The sequence below is a fragment of the Deltaproteobacteria bacterium genome, assembly GCA_020848905.1.
GTDB lineage: Bacteria > Myxococcota_A > Polyangia.
Genome location: JADLHG010000050.1, coordinates 17,631 through 37,637 on the forward strand (window position 1 = coordinate 17,631; position 20,007 = coordinate 37,637).

The following is a 20,007-nucleotide window of genomic DNA, read 5'->3' on the forward strand; positions in this document are numbered from 1 at the left end:
CCAGCGACGCCCTCCCCCTTGCCAGCGGGATGCCCGTGGGCCTACGGTCGAAACGTGACGACCTTCCGCGACCGGACGATCCTCGGGCGAACCGGCCTCCGGGTGAGCCGGCTAGGCCTCGCCTCCGGCTACGGCGTTCCCGACGACGCCGTGGAACGGGCCTTCCACGAGCACGGCCTGAACTACTTCTACTGGTCGTCGCCCCGTCGGGGCGGGATGAAGCGCGCGCTCCAGCGGCTGGCCCGGACCCACCGTCAGGAGCTGGTCATCGCCCTTCAGACCTACGACCACACGGGGCTCGTCTTGTCGCGGTTTCACGAGCGCGGGCTGCGAGCCCTCGGGATCGACTACGCGGACGTCCTGATCCTGGGCTGGTTCAACCACTACCCGCGGGAGCGCGTGCTCGACGCGGCGCTCTCCCTCAAGGCGCAGGGCAAGGTCCGCTTCCTCGCGCTCTCGGGGCATCGACGGGAGAACTTCCGCGAGCTGCTCGCCCGCCCCAGCTCGCCGATCGACATCTTCATGATCCGCTACAACGCCGCGCATCGCGGGGCAGAGGTCGAGGTCTTTCCTCACCTGCCCGCGGAGGGTCGTCCAGGGATCACGACCTACACCGCCACGCGCTGGGGCCAGCTCCTGCAGGAGCGGCGCATGCCGTCGGGGGAGCGCCCGCTCTCGGCCAGCGAGTGCTACCGCTTCGTGCTCTCCCACCCGGCGGTGGACCTCTGCATGATCGGTCCCGCCGACGGCGAGCAGCTCACCGAGGCCGTGCGGGCGCTGGACGCGGGCCCCCTGTCCGAGCCCGACCTCGCGCGCGTGCGCCGCATCGGAGACCATGTACACGGCTGACGCCTCGTGGAACCTCACCGCCCTCGTGGGCGAAACGCCGCTCGTGGCGCTGGACGCGCTCGTCGGGCGACCGGAGGTGCGCCTCCTCGGCAAGCTCGAGGGGACCAACCCGGGCGGCAGCGTCAAGGATCGCGCCGCCTGGTGGATGATCCGGAACGCGATCGCCCGGGGCGAGCTGCGTCCCGGCATGCGCCTCATCGAGCCCACGAGCGGGAACACCGGCATCGCGCTGGCCATGATCGCCGCCACGCAGCGGATCCCGCTCGTGCTGGTGATGCCCGAGGACGCCACGGCCGAGCGCGTGCAAACCATGCGCGCCTACGGGGCCGAGGTGGTCCTCACGCCGGCGGCGCTGCGCATGGAGGGCGCCATCGACGTCGCGCGCGCCCGCTGCGCGGAGGGCGGCTACCTGATGCTGGACCAGTTCTCGAACCCCGATAACCCCCTCGCGCACTACGAGAGCACGGGGCCCGAGATCTGGCGCGACACCGGCGGGGCGATCACCCACTTCGTCTCGGCGATGGGCACCACGGGCACGATCGTGGGCACCTCGCGCTTCCTCAAGGAACAGCGCCAGACGATCCAGATCGTGGGCGTACACCCCAAGGAGGGCTCGCAGATCCCCGGCATTCGACGCTGGCCCGCGGCCTACCTCCCGCGGATCTACGAACCCTCCCGCGTGGACCGCGTGCTGGAGGTCAGCGCCGAAGAGGCCAACGAGACCGCGCGCACGCTGGCGCGAACCTGCGGGGTCCTCGCCGGGGCGAGCAGCGGCGGCGCGGTGGCGGCCGCTCTCCGTGTCTGCTCCGAGCTGGACGCGGGACTTGTCGTCGTGGTGATCTGCGACCGGGGAGACCGCTACCTCTCGTCCAACCTGTACGCACCGAAAGGAGCGCCATGAAGATCTCGATTCGTCGTACGCGGGGAGCGCAGTTCGAAGGCCTCAGCGAGAGCGGTCAGAAGGCCCTGCTGGACGGTCCGCCGAACGCCGGCGGCCAGGGCGAGGGCGTTCGCCCGATGGAGCTCGTGCTGATGGGGATGGCCGGCTGCTCGGCCCTCGACGTGCTCCACATCCTGGGCCAGCAGCACCAGCCGATCGAAGACCTGGAGGTTCACGTCGAGGCGCAGCGTGCCGACGCGATCCCCGCCGTCCTCACGCAGATCGACCTGCACTACGTCGCGTCGGGGGCCATAGACCTGCACAAGCTCGAACGCGCCGTGAAGCTCTCCCTCGAGAAGTACTGCTCCGTCTCGCGGATGCTGGAGTCCACTGCCAAGATCTCCCACCGCATCACGCTCCGCGAACCGACGACGTAGCGGCGGGCGCGTCCGCTTCCCTCGTCCGCACCGCCTCCGAGTTCCAGCGACGCCGTCCGGAAACGCGTGAGCCCCGCGATCCCGCGCGCGGAATACCTGCGTCATTCCAGTGGCGAGCCGTGGCACGGCGGTTGCTGTCTGCCTCTCTCGAAGGAGAGGTATCCCACGATGGCACCAGCTCGCCGCGCCGCATCTCGCACTGCACTCTCTCTCGCCCTCCTCGCGCTCGTCGCCCTCCTCGGGAGCTCCGCTCGCGCCCAGACGCGGGCGCGGCTCCGGCAACTCACCGAGCAGTACTGCCGCGCGAACAACCTGCCGATGCGGGCGGTGAACCTGAACCTGCCCGGGCGCAACGTCGAGCGTCTGGTGGTGCCGGTGCTCGCGAACACCTCCCAGAGCTTCGAGCAGACCTTTGGCACCGCCAACGGCGCGATGGTCTACCGCTGCCCGAGCAACGACAACATCCACGTCCAGCTTTCACTCGGGACGAACGAGTACATGGCGTACGGCAGCGGCAACCAGGGGTACTTCGCCCAGCGCTACCGGCAGCAGAACCCCGTGATGACCCCGGCCTACGGCGGTCTCTACTGCGCCTTCGGTCTCAACCCGCAAGAGATCAACCACGCGCTGAACTTCTGGGCCACCGACGGCGTCGGCTGGAACACGTACCTCCAGCGGCACCCCGGCGCCCAGCAGCGCGCCGGCTGCATGTGGTGGCTCGTCTCCGCCGAAAGCGGGCCCGGCCAGAGCCTGTGGCACCGCCTCGGCGTCAGCCGCTCCGCCACGCCGGCGAACCTCCTCCCGAAGCTGATCCATGCCGGCAACGAATGGGTCGGCCCCGTCGGCGTGCCGGTCAACAGCCTCGATCAGTTCAACGCCATGACCGACCAGCAGCTCCTCGGCCCTCCCCCGGGAGGCGGCGCCGCGGACGCCATTCGCTAGCTACTCGGCCCACTGCCGGTCACCTCGAGGAGTGTCATGACCCGCCTCGCACCCGGACGCCTCAGTCTGTTCGTCGTCGCAGCGTTCGCCCTCTGCCCGGCACGACCCGCCTCCGCCCGCGCCCCCGCGCGCCTGCGTCAGCTCGCCGCGCAGTACTGCCAGGTGAACAACCTCCCGATGCGGGTGGCGAACCTCGACGCCGGTGGCCGCAGCGTAGAGCGGCTCATCGTCCCCGTGCTGGCCAACACGGCGCAGAGCTTCGCCGAGATCTTCGGCGTGGCGAACGGGGCGCTGACCTATCGCTCCATCCAGCAGGACCCGGTCCACGCCACCATCAGCATCGGCGCCGTCGGCTACTATCGCTATTCGTCGGGGGCCTACCGCGACCCGAACGCGAACCCTCAGCTCGGCACCAACTACGCGGGGAGGTACCTCGCGCTCGGACTTCCCCGGGCGGAGCTCGATCACCTGCTGAACTTCTGGGCCACCGACGGGCTGAACTGGAACAACTACGTGGCGCGGCGCCCCGGCGAGCGACAGCACGCGGGCTGCATGTGGTGGCTCGTCTCGGCCGAGGTCGGTCCCGGCCAGAGCCTCTGGCACCGTCTCGGCGTCAGTCGCTCCAACACCCCCGCGAACCTCTTGCCCAAGCTGATCCACGCGGGCAACGACTGGGTCGGCCCCGTCGGCGTACCGGTGAACACCGTGGCCGAGTTCAACGCCATGACCGAGCAGCAGCTCCTCGGGCCACCCCCGGCGGGGGGCGCCGTGGACGCCGTCAGGTAGCCTTCGGAGTTCGGCCCCTCCCTTGAGCACCTCGACGGAGAGGTGCTATCACCTGTTCATGTGCCTCGCCGTACCCCTCCGCGTCGTCTCCCTCGACGACGCGGGACGCGCCGAAGCCGAGCTGGGCGGCGTGCGCCAGACGGTCCACGTCGCGCTGCTCGACGAGGTGCGGGTCGGTGACTACGTGATCGTCCACGCGGGCTTCGCTATCGGGCGACTCGACCCCGAGGAGGCCGAGCGAACCCTGGCGCTCTTCGCCGGGCTCGCCGCCGCCGCCGAGGCCGCCGACGAGCGCTCCCCGTGAAGTTCGTGGACGACTTCCGGCACGCGCCGTCGGCTCGCGCGCTTCTCGCCGCCCTCAGGCGCGACGTCCACCCCGGCGCCACCTACCGCCTGATGGAGTTCTGTGGCGGCCACACGCACGCGCTCTGGCGCTACGGCCTGCAGGAGCTCCTCCCTCCCGAGGTGCGCATGATCCACGGGCCGGGGTGCCCCGTTTGCGTGCTTCCCAGCGCGCGCGTGGACCTGGCCATCGCCCTGGCGCAGCACGAGAGCGTGGCGCTCTGCACCTTCGGCGACCTCCTGCGCGTCCCCGGCTCGCACCGCACGAGCCTGCTCCACGCCCGGGCCGCGGGCGCGGACGTCCGCTCCGTCTACTCCCCGGCCGAAGCGCTCGAGCTCGCACGCCGCGAACCGACCCGTCAGGTCGTCTTCTTCGCCATCGGCTTCGAAACGACCGCACCGGCCACCGCGCTCCTCCTCGAGCAGGCGCGGGAGCTCGGCCTGACGAACTTCTCGGTCCACTGCAATCACCTGCTCACCCCCTCGGCGATGACGAGCATCCTCGAGTCCACCCAGGTGCGGCGCCTCGCCGCAGTACCGATCGACGGCTTCGTCGGCCCCGCGCACGTCAGCGTGGTGATCGGCAGCCGGCCCTACGAGCACTTCGCCGAGGAGTACCGCAAGCCCGTGGTCATCGCCGGCTTCGAACCGCTCGACCTGCTGCAGGCCATCCTGATGCTCGTGCGCCAGGTGAACGCCGGCCAGGCGCGGGTCGAGAACCAGTACCGCCGCGCGGTCACCCGCGAGGGGAACGCGAGGGCCCAGGCCGTGGTCTCGCGGGTCTTCGAGCTCCGACGCACCTTCGAGTGGCGCGGCCTCGGCACCATCCCCTACAGCGCGCTCCGCATCCGCGAGGCCTTCTCCGACCTCGACGCCGAGCAGCGCTTTCCGCTCACCCTGCCGGCCGGACGGGAGAATCCCGCCTGCCAGTGCGGGGCGGTGCTGCGTGGCGCGCTCGCCCCCGAGGAGTGTCCGCTCTTCGGCACGCTCTGCACCCCGGAGAGCCCCATCGGCTCGTGCATGGTCTCCTCCGAGGGGGCCTGCGCGGCGCACTACACCTTCGGACGCCGTTCGCGACGCGCGTCTCCTCCCCCGGCCAGCACGGAGGTCGGCCGATGACGACCGCGGCCTCGGGCGCCCACGACGAGCCCTGCGTCGAGCTGGTCCACGGCTCGGGGGGTCGCGCCACGCACCGGCTGGTCGAGGAGCTCTTCCTGGCCGCGTTCGGCAACCCGACCCTCCACGCGCGTAACGACGGCGCGGTCCTCCCGCCCATCCCCGGCCGCCTCGTCGTCTCGACGGACATGCACGTCGTCTCGCCGCTCTTCTTCCCCGGTGGAGACATCGGCTCGCTGGCCGTGAACGGGACGATCAACGACGTGGCCATGACGGGGGCTCGCCCCCTCTACCTGACGGCCGGCTTCGTGCTCGAGGCGGGGCTCCCTCTCGCCGACCTCGCGCGCATCGCGAGCTCGATGGCCACCGCGGCCGGAGCGGCGGGGGTCACCATCGTGGCCGGGGACACCAAGGTCGTGGAGCCGGGGAAGGCCGACCGGCTCTTCATCAGCACCACGGGGGTCGGCGTGCTGGCCGACGGGGTGGAGCTCGGCGCCGACCGCGCGCGCCCTGGCGACAGGCTCCTCCTGAGCGGCTCCCTCGGCGAGCACGCCACGGCCATCCTCGCCGGGCGGATGCAGCTCGACCTGGAGGCGCGGGTGGTCTCCGACTGCGCGGCGCTTCACGAGCTCGTCGCCGCGCTCCTCGCGGCGGCGCCCCACCTGCGCTGCCTGCGCGACCCCACGCGCGGCGGCCTCGGCGCCACGCTCAACGAGCTGGCGCACCAGTCGCGCGTGGGGATGGTGCTCGACGAGACGGCGATCCCGGTCACCGAGGAGGTACGCGCCATCTGCGAGCTCCTCGGCTTCGACCCGCTCTACCTGGCCAACGAGGGGAAGCTCGTGGCTGTCTGCCCACCCGAGGAGGCCGACGCCGCACTCGCCTCTCTACGCGCGCACCCGCTCGGGCGCCGCGCGGCCGCGATCGGCGAGGTGGTCCCCGATCCCCACGGCTTCGTGGAGCTCCGAACGGCCTTCGGCGGTCGGCGCGTCCTGGACTGGCTCGCCGGGGACCAGCTCCCGCGCATCTGTTGAGGGATCGACCGACCGTGCACATCCTGCTCCTCGCCCACAGCTTCAACAGCCTCACCCAGCGCGTGCACGTGGAGCTCCGCCACGACGGACACGAGGTCTCGGTCGAGCTCGACGTCAACGACCAGGTGACTGCCGAGGCCGTAGCGCTCTTCCGCCCCGACGTGCTCGTCGCGCCGTATCTCCGGCGGCGCATCCCTGACGAGATCTGGCGCGTGCTGCCGTGCATCGTCCTCCACCCGGGGATCCCGGGGGACCGTGGCCCCTCGGCGCTGGACTGGGCCGTGCTCGAGGGCGAAGAGCGCTGGGGGGTCACGGCGCTCCAGGCCAACGCCGAGCTGGACGGCGGGGAGGTCTGGGCCAGCGCCACCTTCCTTATGCGTGCGGCGCGCAAGGGGAGCCTCTATCGCTTCGAGGTGACCGAGGCCGCGGTGCGGTCGCTGCGCGAGGCGCTGGCCCGGCTCGGGCGCGGCGAGCGACCCTCGCCCCTCGCCGAGCTCTCGGGCGAGCGGACGGGCCGTGCCCGCCGGAGGATGCGCGCCACCGACCGCCCCATCGAATGGAGTACCGATCCCACCGAGACCGTCTTGCGCAAGCTCCACAGCGCGGACGGCGCCCCCGGCGTGGAGGACGACCTGGACGGGCTCCGCATCCGCTGCTTCGACGCCTGGCCGGAGGGGGCGCTGCGCGGCACCCCGGGCACCTGGCTCGCGCAACGCGACGGGGCTCTCTGTCGCGCTACCCGCGACGGTGCCGTCTGGCTCGGCCAGCTCCAGGCGGTGCGGAACGACGAGGCGACCTTCAAGCTGCCGGCGGCGATGGTCCTCGGGTCTCGCGTCGGAAACCTCCCCGAGCTCGACGTGCCGCTCGAGGCCCAGTCGACCCCCACCTTCCAGCCCTTCTCGTACCGGGAGCGGGACGGCGTCGGCCACCTGACCTTCGAGCTCTACAACGGCGCGCTCGGCCCGGCGCGCTGTCGTCACCTCCTCGCGGCGCTCCGACACGCCCTGAGCCGCCCCACGAGGGCCCTCGTGCTCCACGGCGGACACGACTTCTTCTGCAACGGGCTCGACCTGAACCTGATCGAGGCCTCACCGAGCCCCGCGGAGACCTCGTGGGTCAATATCCAGGCCATCGACGACGTGGTGCTGACCCTGCTCTCGGCCACCGACCGCATCACCGTGGCCGCGCTCCACGGGAACGCCGCCGCCGGCGGCTTCTTTCTCGCCCTCGCCTGCGACTGGCTCTTCGCCCGCGAGGGAGTGGTCTTGAATCCGCACTACAAGTCGATGGGGAACCTCTACGGCTCCGAGTACTGGACCTACACGCTCCCGCGCAAGGTGGGCCGCGAGCACGCCGAGGCGCTGACCCAGGGCCGCCTCCCCATGGGAACTGTCGAGGCCGAACGCCTGGGCCTCATCGACCAGCGGTTCGAAGGAATCGGGGAGGCCTTCCGCGCCGCGGTCCACGCGCGGGTCGTCGAGCTGACCCGGGAACCTGCCGCCGCGGCCTTTCTCGCCGACAAGACCCGGCGACGCGCGGAGGATGAACGCGAACGCCCCCTCGCCGCGTACCGGGCGGCGGAGCTCGAGGCGATGCACCGGAGCTTCTTCGGCTTCGACGCGAGCTACCACGTCGCCCGCTACCACTTCGTGCACAAGACGCCCCTTTCTAGAACGCCCCTTCACCTTGCCCTGCATCGCTGAGGTGCTGCCCATGCTCGACCCCTTCGATCTGCCTCAGCGCGAGGCGCGCGCCCTCTGCGCCCGCGGCGTGCCGGTCTACCTCACGGTGAACCCGGTCGAGTATCACGGGCCGCACCTCTCGCTGCACAACGACCGACTCGTCTCGCGGGGCATCGTGCGGGAGCTTCACGCCGCCCTGACTCCCTCCGGGGAGGACTGGCCGCTCCTGCTCGGGGCCGACCTGGAGGCGGGATTCGAAGCCTTGCCCGGGCAGGGCTCGCGCCAGACCTCGTACGCGCGCCTCCGCGAGCTGGTGCAGAGCGCCTGCGAGGGACTGGCGCGGCTCGGTGCGCAGCGCGTGGTGCTGATGACCTTCCACGGCGCGCCGCTGCAGAGCGTGGCGCTGCAGCACGGCGTGCGCTGGCTCGGCCGGCAGGGCATCGCCGCCGTGGCGCCGCTCAACTTCCTCTTCCAGGAGCTGCTCGCGCTCGAGAGCCCCGAGCAGCACGCGCTGGCGGTCGCACACCTGTCCGACCCCGCGTTGCGGCAGCTCGTGCTCGCCGAGCTGCGCACGGACCTCCACGCAGGCTTTTTTGAAACTTCGCTCGCTTTGCACTACGCCCCCGAGTCCGTCTCCCCGGTCCATCGAACGCTCCCCCCCTGCCCGGCCGTGACGCCCGACCCGCTCCTGACGCGCGCGTCGCGGCTCGCCTCCCGCCTCGGGCGGGCGCGACTCGCCCGCGAACTCGAGCTGGCTGCCTTCGGGCGCGGCTGGACCTCCGTGCGCCCTTTCTACGGCTACACGGGGCGCCCCGACTGCGCGAGCCCCGAAGCGGGGGCCTACTTCGCCGCCCACATCGCGGCCCTCCTCTCGCGCGGCGTGCGCGCGGTGTTCGACGGCAGCGCCCCTCCCCCCGAGCCCGTGCTGGGCTGGATGCGCTTCGCGACACTCGGCGGACGCATCCCGGGACTCGCCGTCGCCGAGGAGGCGCTCCACCGCTTCCCCTAGAGCGCTGAGGAGACGAGGTCTCCGTCGCTCGGCTGTGCGTCACGTCACATCCTCCCCCCAAGGATCGCGCGTCCGACCTGGAGACTGCATCCCCGCCTTTTCACGCCTCGCACACCTTGCTATGCACGACAGGCCGTCCGGCGGCAGAACGGAGGACCGACGATGGGAATTCTCATACGACTCGGCTGCGCCGCCCTCCTCGGGTGGTCGCTCGGGGCTTGCTCCGAGAAGAACAACGCCGCCGACGGCGCGGTGAGCCAGAGCGGAGTCGATGGCGCGGCCTCGGACGGAGCCGGAAACGACGGGCCGAGAAGCGATGGCCCCCGGACCGACGGCGGGGCTTCCACCTCCGACAAAGGGACCTCGAGCACAGTCTCGCGCCAGGGGGAGCAGAAGAACGGCGGCTGCCCCACCTCGCCGTCGGAGCTGAAGGGGAGCAAGTCCCCCGGCAGCACCTGCACGACCTTCGCCGACTGCCAGCCCTTCTGCTGCGGCTGTTCCGCCGCCTCGCGCAGCTTTCTCGCGGCGGCGTGCATCGACGGCAAGTGCGCCGACAAGAGCGCCGCCTGCTCGGCCACGCGGAGCGAGACCTTCTGTCCCGGCGAGACGAAGGCCGATGCCGGAGTCGGACGCCGGGACAGCGGCAAGCCGGCCGCCGACGCGAGCCGCCCCTCCCCGGACGCCGGCGTGCCGGGCCCGAAGGTCTGCGTGGACGGCTACAGCTTCGATTGCACCGGCCCCGGCGAGAGCTGGACGGGCAAGGAGTGCTGCGTGGATGGCCCGGTAACCTGCGCAGACGGCTACAGCTTCGACTGCAGCGGCACGAACGAGCACTGGACCGGCAAGTTCTGCTGCGTCAAGAACGCCTCCACCTGCGTGGACGGCTTCAGCTTCGACTGCAGCGGCACGGGCAAGCACTGGACCGGCAAGCAGTGCTGCCTGGTGGGCCCCGTGAAGTGCGTGGACGGCTACAGCTTCGACTGCAGCGACTCGGCGGAGCTCTGGACCGGCAAGTTCTGCTGCGTGAAGAACGCCACCACGTGCGTCTCGGGCTACTCCTGGGACTGCACCGGCACGGGCAAGCACTGGACGGGCAAGCTCTGCTGCATGTGATGCCGAGGGAGGAACGCGTCAGCCTTCGTCAGGGGGAGGCGCGCACCTCTCACCGACGAGAGCCCCACGCACGGACTCCGGCAAGGCCTCCCACCCGGCTGCGGCGAGCGCCCGCAGCGCGATGCGCCCCCCGCCCTCCTCCGCTAGGCCCAGGTCCCGTCGCAGCAGGGTGTCAGCGAGGCCCAGGGTGGTCGAGAGCCGAGTGCCGTCCAGGACGGTCTCCGCCGGCAGATCCTCTCCTGCGAAGTTGAGCTCGCAGCACGAGACGCGCTCTCCGTCCTCGTCCCGCTCCAGGATCGGCAGACCGTGGCTGCGGCAAACCAGCGGCCGGTGGGCGTAGACCGCGCAGCGTCCGTCCACGAGGAAGACGCACGGAGGACCCGCCGTCGCCGCGCGCTCCCCCAGCCCTCGCCGCGCGCTCGCGTCGAGGCCCTCCAGACCCTCGAGCACGGCGAGGGCCTCGAGCGGCACCACCGTCAGGTCCTGCTGGCAACACGCCGCGCAGCCCGGTCGGCAGCGGAGCTGTCCCAGCGCGCGGGCCTCCACGGCGGAGTAGAACGCGTCCACGCGCCCGGCGAGCTCACGCCACGGGCGGAGGAGCCGCGCGATGTACGGGGCGTCCGGTGCGGGTTCTGGGACCGACGAGCCGCGCGGAAGAGGGGGCCTCACGTGGGCCGACTGAGAAAGAGCGCGAGCCCCCGGTTCACCCGGCGGACGAGCCCCGGCAGCCCCTGATCGGCCAGGGTCTGGGCGAGGTACCGGGCCTGCCGCCGCACCCAGGCGGGCTCCCGCAGGCGGCTCTTCAGCCAGGCGGAGGGGGCACGCCGCGCGAACGAGGCCACCTCCTCGCCGAGCATCCCCGGGAAGGTGAGCACCGTCGAGCGGGCACCGTCGTAGTCCATCCACGAGGTCGCGCGGATGCGGCCCGCACGCTCGGCCCGCGCGTGGAGCTCGGTCCCCGGGAAGGGGGTTGCGATGGAGAACTGGATCGAATCCACGGGCAGCCCGCAGCAGTAGGCCAGCGTCTCGGCCATGCTCTCGGAGGTGTCCGCCTCGAGGCCGAAGGTCACCGTGGCGTGCGTCTTGATGCCGCGCCTCGCGCACCAGCCCACGACGTCGCGCACCTTGTCCGTCTTCACGGGCTTGCGCGTCGCCTTGAGCACCTCCTTGTTGGCGCTCTCGAGGCCGAACTTCATGCCGATGCACCCGGCGCGCGCCATGGCGTCGATGGCCCGCTCGGTCACCGCCATCGCGTCCCCCATCACCGACCAGGGGACCTTCAGCCCGCGCCGCTCGAGCTCGCTGCAGAGCCCGAGGACGTGCTCCTCGCGCACGGTGAAGGTGTCGTCGTCGAAGTAGATCTCGCGCGCCCCGTACCGCCCGATCACCTCCTCCATCTCGTCCACGATGCGGCCCGGCGAGCGCGTGCGATAGGGGCCCTGCTGGTACATCACGGGGATCCAGAGACAGAAGGTGCAGCGCCACGGACAGCCCCGCGTGCTCTGCAGCTGCACCGCCGGGCGCCGCTGGCAGAACCCGTCCCAGTAGGGCCACATCGAGGGCGCCTGCCGCGTCGGGAAGAGGTGCCGCGCCGGAAAGGGGAGCGCGTCCAAGTCCAAGATCGGCTCGGGCTCGGGGCCCTCGAGCACCTCGCGCTCCTCGCCGCGCGCGCCGCGCCCGACCACGATCCCCGGCGTGGCGGCCACGACCGCCCCCTCGGGGTCCTCCCCCGCCAGGAGGGCCTGGATCGCCCGCAGCGCCGCCAGCTCGTACTCGCCGCGGAAGACCCACGAGACCGCCGGCTCCTCTCGGAGCAGCTCGCGGGCGAAGACCGTCGGATGCGTTCCGGCGAGCGCAATGAGAGCTCCCGTGCGCGCCTTGAGCTCGCGACAGACCGCGAGGTCCTGCACCACCGTCGGCGTCGTGGCCTCGAGCAGGATCACGCGCGGCCGGAGCGCGACGCAGCGCTCGAGGAAGGTGCTCTCGGCCAGGTTGAGCGCCACACCATCCAGCACCTCGACGGGCAAGGAGGCGCGCTCGAGCAGCCCCGCGAGCACGCCGAGCCCGAAGGGGAAGGGGCAGTACCGCGGCGGCTCGCCCACCGGTTTCTCCAGCGAGAAGGGCCAGCGGCTCCCCGCCTTCACGAAGTAGCGCTCGAGACCGTTCTCCGTCGGGATGCGGGTGGGGGCGTTCGCCAGCAAGACCGTCATGCCGGCACCCGCCGCTTGGCCATCGCGCGGCGATAGGCCTCCTCGAGCCAGTCCACGGACCGCTCCCAGGAGAAGTTCCCCGCGGCGCGCTCGCGCGCCTTCTCCCCGAGGCTGCGGCGGTACGCCTCGTCGGTCGCCAGGCGAGCCATGCGCGCCCCGAAGTCGCGCGCGTCGTCGGGGCGAGCCACCTCGCCGCACCCGCCGAGGGTCCAGGCGGTGTCCCCCACGTCGTGCGTGACCACGGCCAACCCCGACGCCATGCACTCGAGGAGCGTGAGCGACGACTTCGACCGGTTGATCGCCGTGTCCCGAAAAGGAAGCGCCGCGAGGTCGCACGAGGCCACGTAGCGCGGCATCTCCGCGAAGGGGACAAGCCCCCCGGTGAGGACCGCGCGCGAGCCGAACCCCGCCTCCTCGAGCAGTCGCACGAAGCGCCGCCGACCAAACCCGTCTCCGACGACGAGACAGCGCGCGCTCGGCACCTGCGCGAAGGTGACCTTCAGCGCCTCCACGAAGAAGAGCAGGTCCGGGAGCACGTCGAAGCTCCCCGCGTAGATGATGGTGGGCCCCGCCAGGCCGAGCTCGCGCCGGAGCGCTTCGTCGCGCCGCCCCGGGTGGAACTGGTCGGCGTCCACCCCCACGCGCGCCGGGAAGATGTCCCCCGCCGCGCAGCCGCGCTCGAGACTCATCCGCCGCAGGCTCGCGGTGGCGCCGCCCACCGTGTCCACGAGGCGCGGGATCACGTACTCCGTCGCGCCGCTCATCGTCATCACGGCCGCGGCCCTCGCCGTCCCCGGCACGCGTCGGGTCCACGGCACGTCGGGGTTCGTCGCGGCCTCGAGCGTGGCCTGGCGCCAGAAGGCCAGCTCGTCGTCATCCCAGTCCTGGTGCAGCGGCTTGCCGTGATACCGCGCGAGCCCCATGACGATCCACGACATGGGGGGCTTGCACTTCTGGAAGTGCACCACGTCGGCGGCGGCGACGAGCTCCGAGAGCTCGGGCCAGCGCCCCGGCTCGCGCACCATGCGGAAGGCGATCGCCCGGAAGCTCGACGGGAGCGAGGTCCGCACCGCGCGCCCGCGGCGCCCCTCGCGCATCGGCGCGTACACGACCGTGACCTCGTGCCCGCGCCGTGCCAGCTCCTCGGCGAAGCGTATCGAACGGATGGTGAACGGCTGGTAGTAGAGGTCGAAGGGGATCCCCATGAGGATCCGCAGGGAACGCTCGCTCATGCCCGTCGGTCTCCGCGGGCCAGGGCCCGAGAAAGGACGCCGCGCGCCAGATGTACGACGCGCCGCGGGTCCCCGAGCGCCACCTTCACCGAGGCGACCGGCTGCTGCGCCACCCGCCTGAAGAGGCCTCCGCGACCGGCCACGTGCTCGTTCCAGGTCTCGTACGCGTGCTGTAGAAAGCTCTCGAGCTCCTCGGCCGAGACGTGGTCCGTGCGCACCACGCAGCGGGACATGCCGTCGTACGCGCTGAAGTCCTGCGTCAGAAGCAGCCCCTTCTCCTCGGCGTAGGCGTAGAAACGCGTCCCCGGGAAGGGAGTGGCGATCGAGAACTGCAGCGTGTCGGGACTCAGCTCGAGCGCCAGGTCCAGCGTCTGACGCATCGTCTCGCGCGTCTCGCCGATCAGCCCGAAGGAGAAGGTCAGGTGCGTCTTGACCCCGAGCCCGCGCGTCACGCGCATCGTCTCGCGCAGCTTCTCGAGGTCCAGCTTCTTGCCGTTGATCTCGACGATCTCCTGGTTCCCCGACTCCACCCCGTACTTGACCGCGTGCAGCCCTGCCCGGCGAAGCCGCTCGAGCACCCGCGGGGCCAGCGTGTCGGGCCGGCACATCGCCCCCCACGGGATGTGGTCCAGCCCGCGCATGATGAGCTCGTCGGCGAAGTCCGAAAGGCGCGTGTTGCCGATGTTGAATGTGTCGTCGTCGAAGTAATAGGAGCGGTAGGGGAAGGTCTCGCGCCGGAAGATCTGCTCGATCTCGTCGGCCATGTTCTTCGCCGAGCGCACGCGGTAGCGGTTGTCCTCGTAGACCACCTGCGGCCAGACGCAGAAGTGGCAGGTATACGGGCAGCCGCGCGAGCCGATGAGCTGCAGACACGGGTCGGGCAGGTCGCCGGGGTTGTCGTGGTACAGGTCCATGGCGAGCGTCCGCCGATGCGGGAAGGGGAGCGCGTCCAGGGTCTCCACGTTCGGCCGGCGCGGCTCGTGAACGAGGTTCCCCCCGTCGTCGCGGTGGGTCAGCCCGGCGATCCCCGCGAGCCCTCGCCCGTCGCGCCGACGCTGCGCCACCTCGAGAACGGTGTACTCCCACTCGCCGCCGGCGAGAGCGTCGATGGCCGGGTAGCGCCCGAGGTCGTCACGCATCTTGCCCACGTGGTGCCCGGTCATCAGCGCGAAGGCCCCCGTGCGCGTCTTGAAGGCCTCGGCCCAGCGCAGGTCCTCGGCGATCGACGCCGTGGCGTTCTCCTGCACCAGCAGGTCGGGCCGGAAGTCGACCACGCGGTCGAGGAAGGCCTCGTCGGCCTCCTTTGTCGCACACCCGTCGAAGACCGAGACCTCGAACCCGTCCTGCTCGAGGAGCGCGGCCGCGTAGGCCAGGTAGAACGGAAAGGGCATGTAGCGGCAGCCGTTGACCTCGAAGTGAGGCCACCGCGAGCCGGCTCGCACCCCGTAGTGCCCCGGCCTGCGCCAGGGGGGATTCACCAGAGCTACTCTCATGGCAGGTACGCCTCCCGACCTCCTGCGACGTCCACCGCTTCGGAGGTCACGAGCGCCGATGGTCCGCACGGTTACGGATGTAGTCGCAGACAACTATACGGACGCTCCGCAGTGCAGGCAACCGGCGACGGCTCGCGTAACGGCTAGCGCGACAGCTCGAGCAGAAAGACCGAGGCCTTGACGCGCCGAATCGGCCGACCGGTCAAGAGCTCGAGCACCCACTCCCGCGCACACCCGTCCCCGAGGAGAAAGACGCGCCGTCCCTGCGAGAGCAGCGCGTTCGCCAGCGCGGGGGCGGTCTTGCCGTCGTCGTACTTGAGGTCCGCGATGACCAGGTCTCGCTCGAGGAGCAAGGGCCCGAGGGCATCCTTGCGCCCCCAGCAAGCGAAGAGCGCGGAGCGGTCGGGGATGTGCGGGCGTATCGCCTCGAGCTGCTTACGGTGCCAAGCGCGGTGCAGCCGCGAGGCGGGCAGGTCGTCACCGAGGTGCACTGCCGCCGCCCAGCCGAGCGCGAGCCCGACGAGAACGAGCGCCCGCGGACGCCGCCCGCTGGCGAGCACCCAGCCGAGCAGCGCGACGCCCCCGAGGAGGAGCGGGACCTTCGCCAGGAGGAGAAACCTCGGCCCCTCGCCGGTCGGCAGGAGCAGGACCGGCAGCGCGAGACCCGCGCCGAGCAGCGCGCCGAGCCCGAGCGGACGAGCGCCCGCGGCGAGCCCCCCCTCGAGGGCCCAACCCAGCGCGACCGCCGCGACGGGAAGCAGGTCGAGGTAGTAGCGCTGGTTGTAGCAGAGTCCGTCGTCGCGGCGTAACCCGAAGGAGGCGAGACTCGCCATCACCACCGCGCACACGAGCGCGATGGCCCGCAGCTCGGCGCGCTGCGTGGTCGCCCCCTGAGCGCTCGCCCCGGCAGGTCCGGGCAGCCAGCTGCGCACCGCGTAGAGGACGGGCACGAGCACCCAGGGGACCGACTGGACCCAGGCCTTCTTGATCGCGCGCCCTACGTAGTAGATCCCCTCCTGGCTGCGGCTCAGGTACGGATGCCACCGGGCGTGGTCCCCCGTCGCCGCGGGGAGCAGCCCGTAGTCGAGAAACCGCGCCGCGAAACCGACCACGAGCTCCAGCGCGCGGCTGCGGTACACCGCGTCCCCCGCCCGGTAGTACTCCTTGCCTCGCGTGACCGGGTTGTAGACCCCGAGGCGCAGCCCGTTGAGCAACGTGCTGAGGAGCACCGGCCCGGTCATCCCGGCGGCGAAGAGCGCGCTCGCGGCAACGCGCCGCTCGGCGAGGAGCAAGAGCCCGAGACCCGTGCCCACCGCGTAGAGCAGATTCGGATAGCGCACCCCGACGGCGAGGCCCGCGAGCAGCCCCGCCCCGAGCAAGGCGCGGACCGGCAGCCTGCCGCCTTCGCGGGCCCGGCTCGCCAGCGCGAAAGCCGCCGTGTTGAGGAAGATCGAGATCAGGTGCGGCCAGACGCCCTGCGCGTACTCGACGAGGTACCCCCCCAGGCCGCAAGCGGCCACGGCGACCCACGCCGCAACTGCGCGCGTCGCGTGCCTCGCCGCATAGCGGTGTACGACCCAGAGGAGCCCGAGGAAGGCGAGCACGTTCAGCGCAACGAGCCCTCGCCAGCCGAAGAACGAGGCCGGCCAGGCCAGGAGGGCGTAGAGCGGCGGCGCTCCCGAGGTGACCGGCGTGCGCTCCAGCTCTCCCCGGGGGGGCGTGGGCTCGAACCAGATGAGCTCCTTGCTGGGCGGCAAGCCCTCCGTCCCGGGGACGGTCAGCCGGCCGTGGCGCAGCGACACCACCGTCGCGAGGTAGTTGTCCTCGTCCACGGTGAAGACGCCCGGGATGGCCGTCGCGAGCAACCCGACGCCGAGCAGGCCGAGCACGCCGACCGCCAGCAGAGCTCGGCCGCGCCGGGCGGAGGACCGAACGGCCTCGCCACCCCGGTCCGGGGCGTCAGCAGCAGGTGCTTCGTGCGTCTCGTTCATCCTGGCTTCGTTGCTCGGCGGGAGGCCCATGGTAGCATGGCCGCCGATCGAGGCAGAGCACCGTGAACGTCCTGATGCTCAACCATAACGTGATCTGGCGCAGCACCTTCTTTCGCGCCTTTTACTTCGGGCGGGAGCTGGCGCTGCGCGGGCATCAGGTGACGCTCGCCACCATCGCGCCCAAGGAGCGGTTGCGCGCGGAGGAGCGGCTCCTCGAGGGCGTTCGGGTGGTCGAGACCCCGGACCTCGGCGTGGGCCTCGCCCGCACCGGCTGGGACCCCTGGGACGCCCTCTTTCGCTGCGCTCGCTTCGCCCGCGAGCCCTTCGACGTCGTGCACGGCTTCGACTGCCGCCCGGTGGTGCTGCTGCCGAGCCTCGCCCTGCGCCTCGGCCGGCGCGTCCCGTGGGTCAGCGACTGGGCCGACTGGTGGGGGCGCGGCGGCGCGATCTCCGAGCGCAAGAGCTGGATCGGGCGGGTGGCCTTCGCTCCCTTCGAGACCTTCCTCGAAGAGCGCTTCCGTCGCTTCGCGCGCCACGTGACGGTGACGAGCCGGAAGCTCGAACAGCGCGCGCTCGACCTCGGCTTGCGTCGCGATCGCGTGCACTACCTCCCCTCCGGCGCCAACGTGCGGACGGTGCCCGTGCTGGACCGGGCCGCGTGTCGCCGCGAGCTGGACCTCCCCGCCACCGCGCCCATCGCGTGCTTCGTGGGCTTCGTTCAGTACGACCTCGAGCTGGCGATTCGCGCCTTCGCCGTGGCGCGCCAGCGCGTCCCCGAGTCCCGGCTGCTCGTCGTCGGCCCGCGCAACCCCCACGCCGAAGCGCTCGTGGAGCGCCTCGAGCTGACCTCGGCGGTGCACGCCGTCGGGACCCAGCCCTTCGAGCGCGTACCGCTCTACCTCGGCGCGTCCGACGTGCTCCTCATGCCCTGCTCGGACAACCTGATGAATCAGGCGCGCGGCCCGATCAAGCTCGGGGACTACCTCGCCGCGGGCCGGGCCGTCCTCGCGAACCCCGTCGGCGACATGGTGGAGATCTTCGAGCGGGACAAGGTGGGGCTGCTCGCCCCCGCCAGCCCCGAGGGCTACGGCCGGGCGATGGCCGAGCTCCTCACGGATCCCCAGCGCTGCGCCACCCTCGGGGAGCGCGCGCGCGCCGTGGCCGAGGAGAAGTATGCCTGGGCGCTCCTCACCCCGCGCCTCGAGGCGATCTACGACCGGGCCCTGGCCGGGTTCTGACGCCGAGGAGACCGGGCAGCCGATGCGCTCCGATCGTTTCGCTTCGGGCCTCGCCGCCGGCGTCATCTCGCGCGCCACGCGCTTCGCGACCACGCTCTGGCTCACCCGGGCGATCGTCCAGCGCTTCGGCTCCGACGACTGGGGGATGGTCGCGCTCGCCACCGCGACCGTGGACATGGTGCTCGTCTTCGACCTCGCGATTCACGAGGTCGCCGTCTACGAGACCGCGCGGCAGGAGGAGCGCGCCCAGGTGCTGGCCGGTCTGAACCAGACCTTCCTCCTGGCCCTCTTCGCCTCGGCCGTGGGAACGCTCGTCCTCGGCGCGCTGGCCCTCGTGGGGGGTCGCGGCCTCTCCACGGCGACGGTGGCGCACTCGCACGAGCTGAAGCTGATGCTCCTCGCCGCGGCGGTGAGCTATCCGCTGAACATCGTCGGCAACCTCTACTCCGGCACGCTCCAGGGCCTCGGCTGGATCCGGGAGCTCAACGCCGTAGCCATCGTCGGGGCCGTGCTGGACCTGGGCGTCGTGCTGCTCGGCCTGCACCTCGAGCTGGGGATCGTCGGGATCCAGGTGCTGCGCGCCGCGCTCCCGCTCGTCCGCGTGGTCACCCTGCTCGTGGCCCTGGCCCGCCTGAAGCTCCCCATCGGGCGCCCCGCAGCTCCCGACTGGCCGCGGCTGTGGCAGCTCCTCCGCTACTCGGTCGGCTACAACCTGACGCGCGGCCTGGGGAAGGTGGTCTACTCCTCGGCCGTCCCCCTCGGGCAGCTCTTCGCCTCGGCCAGGGCCCTCGGGGCCTTCAGCGCCGCCGACCAGTGGGCCAGCACCCTCTACAAGCTCTCCCACGTGCTGTGGGAATCGCTCTTCCACCGGCTCGTGCGCAACTTCCGTCCGGCCGCCACCGCCGAGGAGCGCGAACGCGGCCGGTTCCAGTTCGAGGGGAGCACGACCGCGCTGGCCCTGGGGCTCACCCCCGCCGCAGCCGCGTTGGTGCTCGCGGGTCCCTCGCTCTTCCGCGTCTGGCTGGGTTCGGAGAGCGCGGCTCCGAGCGACCTCCTCCCCTACCTGGCCCTCGCGTGGCTCCTCAACGCGACCGGCAGCCCGTCGAGCGCGGCCCTCATGGCCGTGGACCGCTTCTCGGTCAGCATCCCCCTCCACGTCGTCGCCGTCGTGGCCCAGGTGGCGCTCTCGCTCCTGCTCGGGTCCCGCTTCGGCATCCTCGGCCTCGCGCTGGCCACCGCCATCGCGAACGTGCTGCTCTACCTGCTCCTGTCCGCGGCGGCGTGCCAGCTCGCCGGCTCTCGATATCCGGGCCTCCTGGCCTGGACGGCCCTCCCCGCGGCGGTCGCCTCGGTCGCGGTCTGGGCCTCGCGCGGAGCGTCGACGATCCAGCTCGCGCTCGTCGGCGGGGCCATCGCCGCCGCCGCGGCCACGCTCGCGCTCGTCTCGCCCTCCCTCCGCCGAGCCCTCGTCACCTGGAGGAGGCCGCCCGGTTGACCCCCGTCGCCCCCACGCCTAGGATCCCCCCAGAGCGCCGAGCAGTTTGGCCGACCGAGCGAAATCGTCGAGATGCGAGCAGCGCAAGGCGCGACGAGGGAGCATATCGGGAATATGTGACCGAGGAGCAACGCAGCGATGCGACGCACATCGGCGAT

At 71.7% G+C, this 20,007-nt stretch carries 18 protein-coding genes; 13 read left to right on the plus strand and 5 right to left on the minus strand.

The window, feature by feature from the left end; all coding sequences use genetic code 11:
* The first annotated feature begins 54 nt into the window (after positions 1-54).
* The 11 genes from IT371_22445 (at position 55) to IT371_22495 (ending at position 10,190) form a co-directional block, all read left to right on the plus strand.
* Positions 55-849, plus strand: coding sequence for an aldo/keto reductase (locus tag IT371_22445; GenBank protein MCC6750441.1), 795 nt, complete (start codon positions 55-57; stop codon positions 847-849).
* Positions 836-1,750 (plus strand): cysteine synthase CysM, encoded by a 915-nt coding sequence (gene cysM, locus IT371_22450; GenBank protein MCC6750442.1) that lies wholly within the window; start codon positions 836-838, stop codon positions 1,748-1,750. The genes IT371_22445 and cysM overlap by 14 nt, the downstream gene beginning before the upstream one ends.
* Positions 1,747-2,166 (plus strand): OsmC family protein, encoded by a 420-nt coding sequence (locus IT371_22455; protein ID MCC6750443.1) that lies wholly within the window; start codon positions 1,747-1,749, stop codon positions 2,164-2,166. The genes cysM and IT371_22455 overlap by 4 nt, the downstream gene beginning before the upstream one ends.
* 168 nt (positions 2,167-2,334) lie before the next feature.
* Entirely contained in the window at positions 2,335-3,108 is a 774-nt protein-coding gene (locus IT371_22460) for a hypothetical protein (GenBank protein ID MCC6750444.1), read from the plus strand.
* A 36-nt stretch (positions 3,109-3,144) separates the two neighbouring features.
* Entirely contained in the window at positions 3,145-3,894 is a 750-nt protein-coding gene (locus tag IT371_22465) for a hypothetical protein (protein ID MCC6750445.1), read from the plus strand.
* A gap of 58 nt (positions 3,895-3,952) precedes the next feature.
* Positions 3,953-4,198, plus strand: a complete 246-nt coding sequence (locus IT371_22470; GenBank protein MCC6750446.1) for a HypC/HybG/HupF family hydrogenase formation chaperone — start codon at positions 3,953-3,955, stop codon at positions 4,196-4,198.
* Positions 4,195-5,355: a hydrogenase formation protein HypD gene (gene hypD / locus IT371_22475; protein ID MCC6750447.1), complete on the plus strand. Its 1,161-nt coding sequence runs from the start codon at positions 4,195-4,197 to the stop codon at positions 5,353-5,355. The genes IT371_22470 and hypD overlap by 4 nt, the downstream gene beginning before the upstream one ends.
* Complete coding sequence (gene hypE / locus IT371_22480) at positions 5,352-6,386, plus strand: hydrogenase expression/formation protein HypE (protein ID MCC6750448.1); 1,035 nt, start codon at positions 5,352-5,354, stop codon at positions 6,384-6,386. The genes hypD and hypE overlap by 4 nt, the downstream gene beginning before the upstream one ends.
* Positions 6,387-6,400: 14 nt before the next feature.
* A complete protein-coding gene (locus tag IT371_22485) occupies positions 6,401-8,089 on the plus strand; it encodes a hydrogenase maturation protein (protein ID MCC6750449.1) in 1,689 nt (562 codons plus the stop codon).
* Between the two features lie 10 nt (positions 8,090-8,099).
* Positions 8,100-9,077: a creatininase family protein gene (locus tag IT371_22490; GenBank protein ID MCC6750450.1), complete on the plus strand. Its 978-nt coding sequence runs from the start codon at positions 8,100-8,102 to the stop codon at positions 9,075-9,077.
* Positions 9,078-9,239: 162 nt separating this feature from the next.
* Positions 9,240-10,190 carry a hypothetical protein gene (locus tag IT371_22495; GenBank protein MCC6750451.1) on the plus strand — a complete coding sequence of 317 codons (951 nt, stop codon included), beginning with the start codon at positions 9,240-9,242 and terminating at the stop codon, positions 10,188-10,190.
* Between the two features lie 18 nt (positions 10,191-10,208).
* On the opposite strand, the gene IT371_22500 is transcribed toward IT371_22495, so the two are convergent.
* From IT371_22500 to IT371_22520, 5 genes are all read right to left on the minus strand, one after another.
* Positions 10,209-10,859, minus strand: coding sequence for a YkgJ family cysteine cluster protein (locus tag IT371_22500; protein MCC6750452.1), 651 nt, complete (start codon positions 10,857-10,859; stop codon positions 10,209-10,211).
* A complete protein-coding gene (locus IT371_22505) occupies positions 10,856-12,400 on the minus strand; it encodes a radical SAM protein (GenBank protein ID MCC6750453.1) in 1,545 nt (514 codons plus the stop codon). Before IT371_22505 ends, IT371_22500 begins: the two co-directional genes overlap by 4 nt.
* Entirely contained in the window at positions 12,397-13,632 is a 1,236-nt protein-coding gene (locus tag IT371_22510) for a glycosyltransferase (protein MCC6750454.1), read from the minus strand. The genes IT371_22505 and IT371_22510 overlap by 4 nt, the downstream gene beginning before the upstream one ends.
* Positions 13,629-15,125 carry a radical SAM protein gene (locus IT371_22515; GenBank protein ID MCC6750455.1) on the minus strand — a complete coding sequence of 499 codons (1,497 nt, stop codon included), beginning with the start codon at positions 15,123-15,125 and terminating at the stop codon, positions 13,629-13,631. The genes IT371_22510 and IT371_22515 overlap by 4 nt, the downstream gene beginning before the upstream one ends.
* A 143-nt stretch (positions 15,126-15,268) precedes the next feature.
* Positions 15,269-17,116, minus strand: coding sequence for a hypothetical protein (locus IT371_22520; protein MCC6750456.1), 1,848 nt, complete (start codon positions 17,114-17,116; stop codon positions 15,269-15,271).
* A 62-nt stretch (positions 17,117-17,178) separates the two neighbouring features.
* Here IT371_22520 and IT371_22525 point away from each other — a divergent pair, with 62 nt between their 5' ends.
* Positions 17,179-18,354: a glycosyltransferase family 4 protein gene (locus IT371_22525; protein MCC6750457.1), complete on the plus strand. Its 1,176-nt coding sequence runs from the start codon at positions 17,179-17,181 to the stop codon at positions 18,352-18,354.
* 22 nt (positions 18,355-18,376) lie between these two features.
* Positions 18,377-19,849, plus strand: a complete 1,473-nt coding sequence (locus IT371_22530) for a lipopolysaccharide biosynthesis protein (protein ID MCC6750458.1) — start codon at positions 18,377-18,379, stop codon at positions 19,847-19,849.
* Positions 19,850-20,007 lie beyond the last annotated feature (158 nt).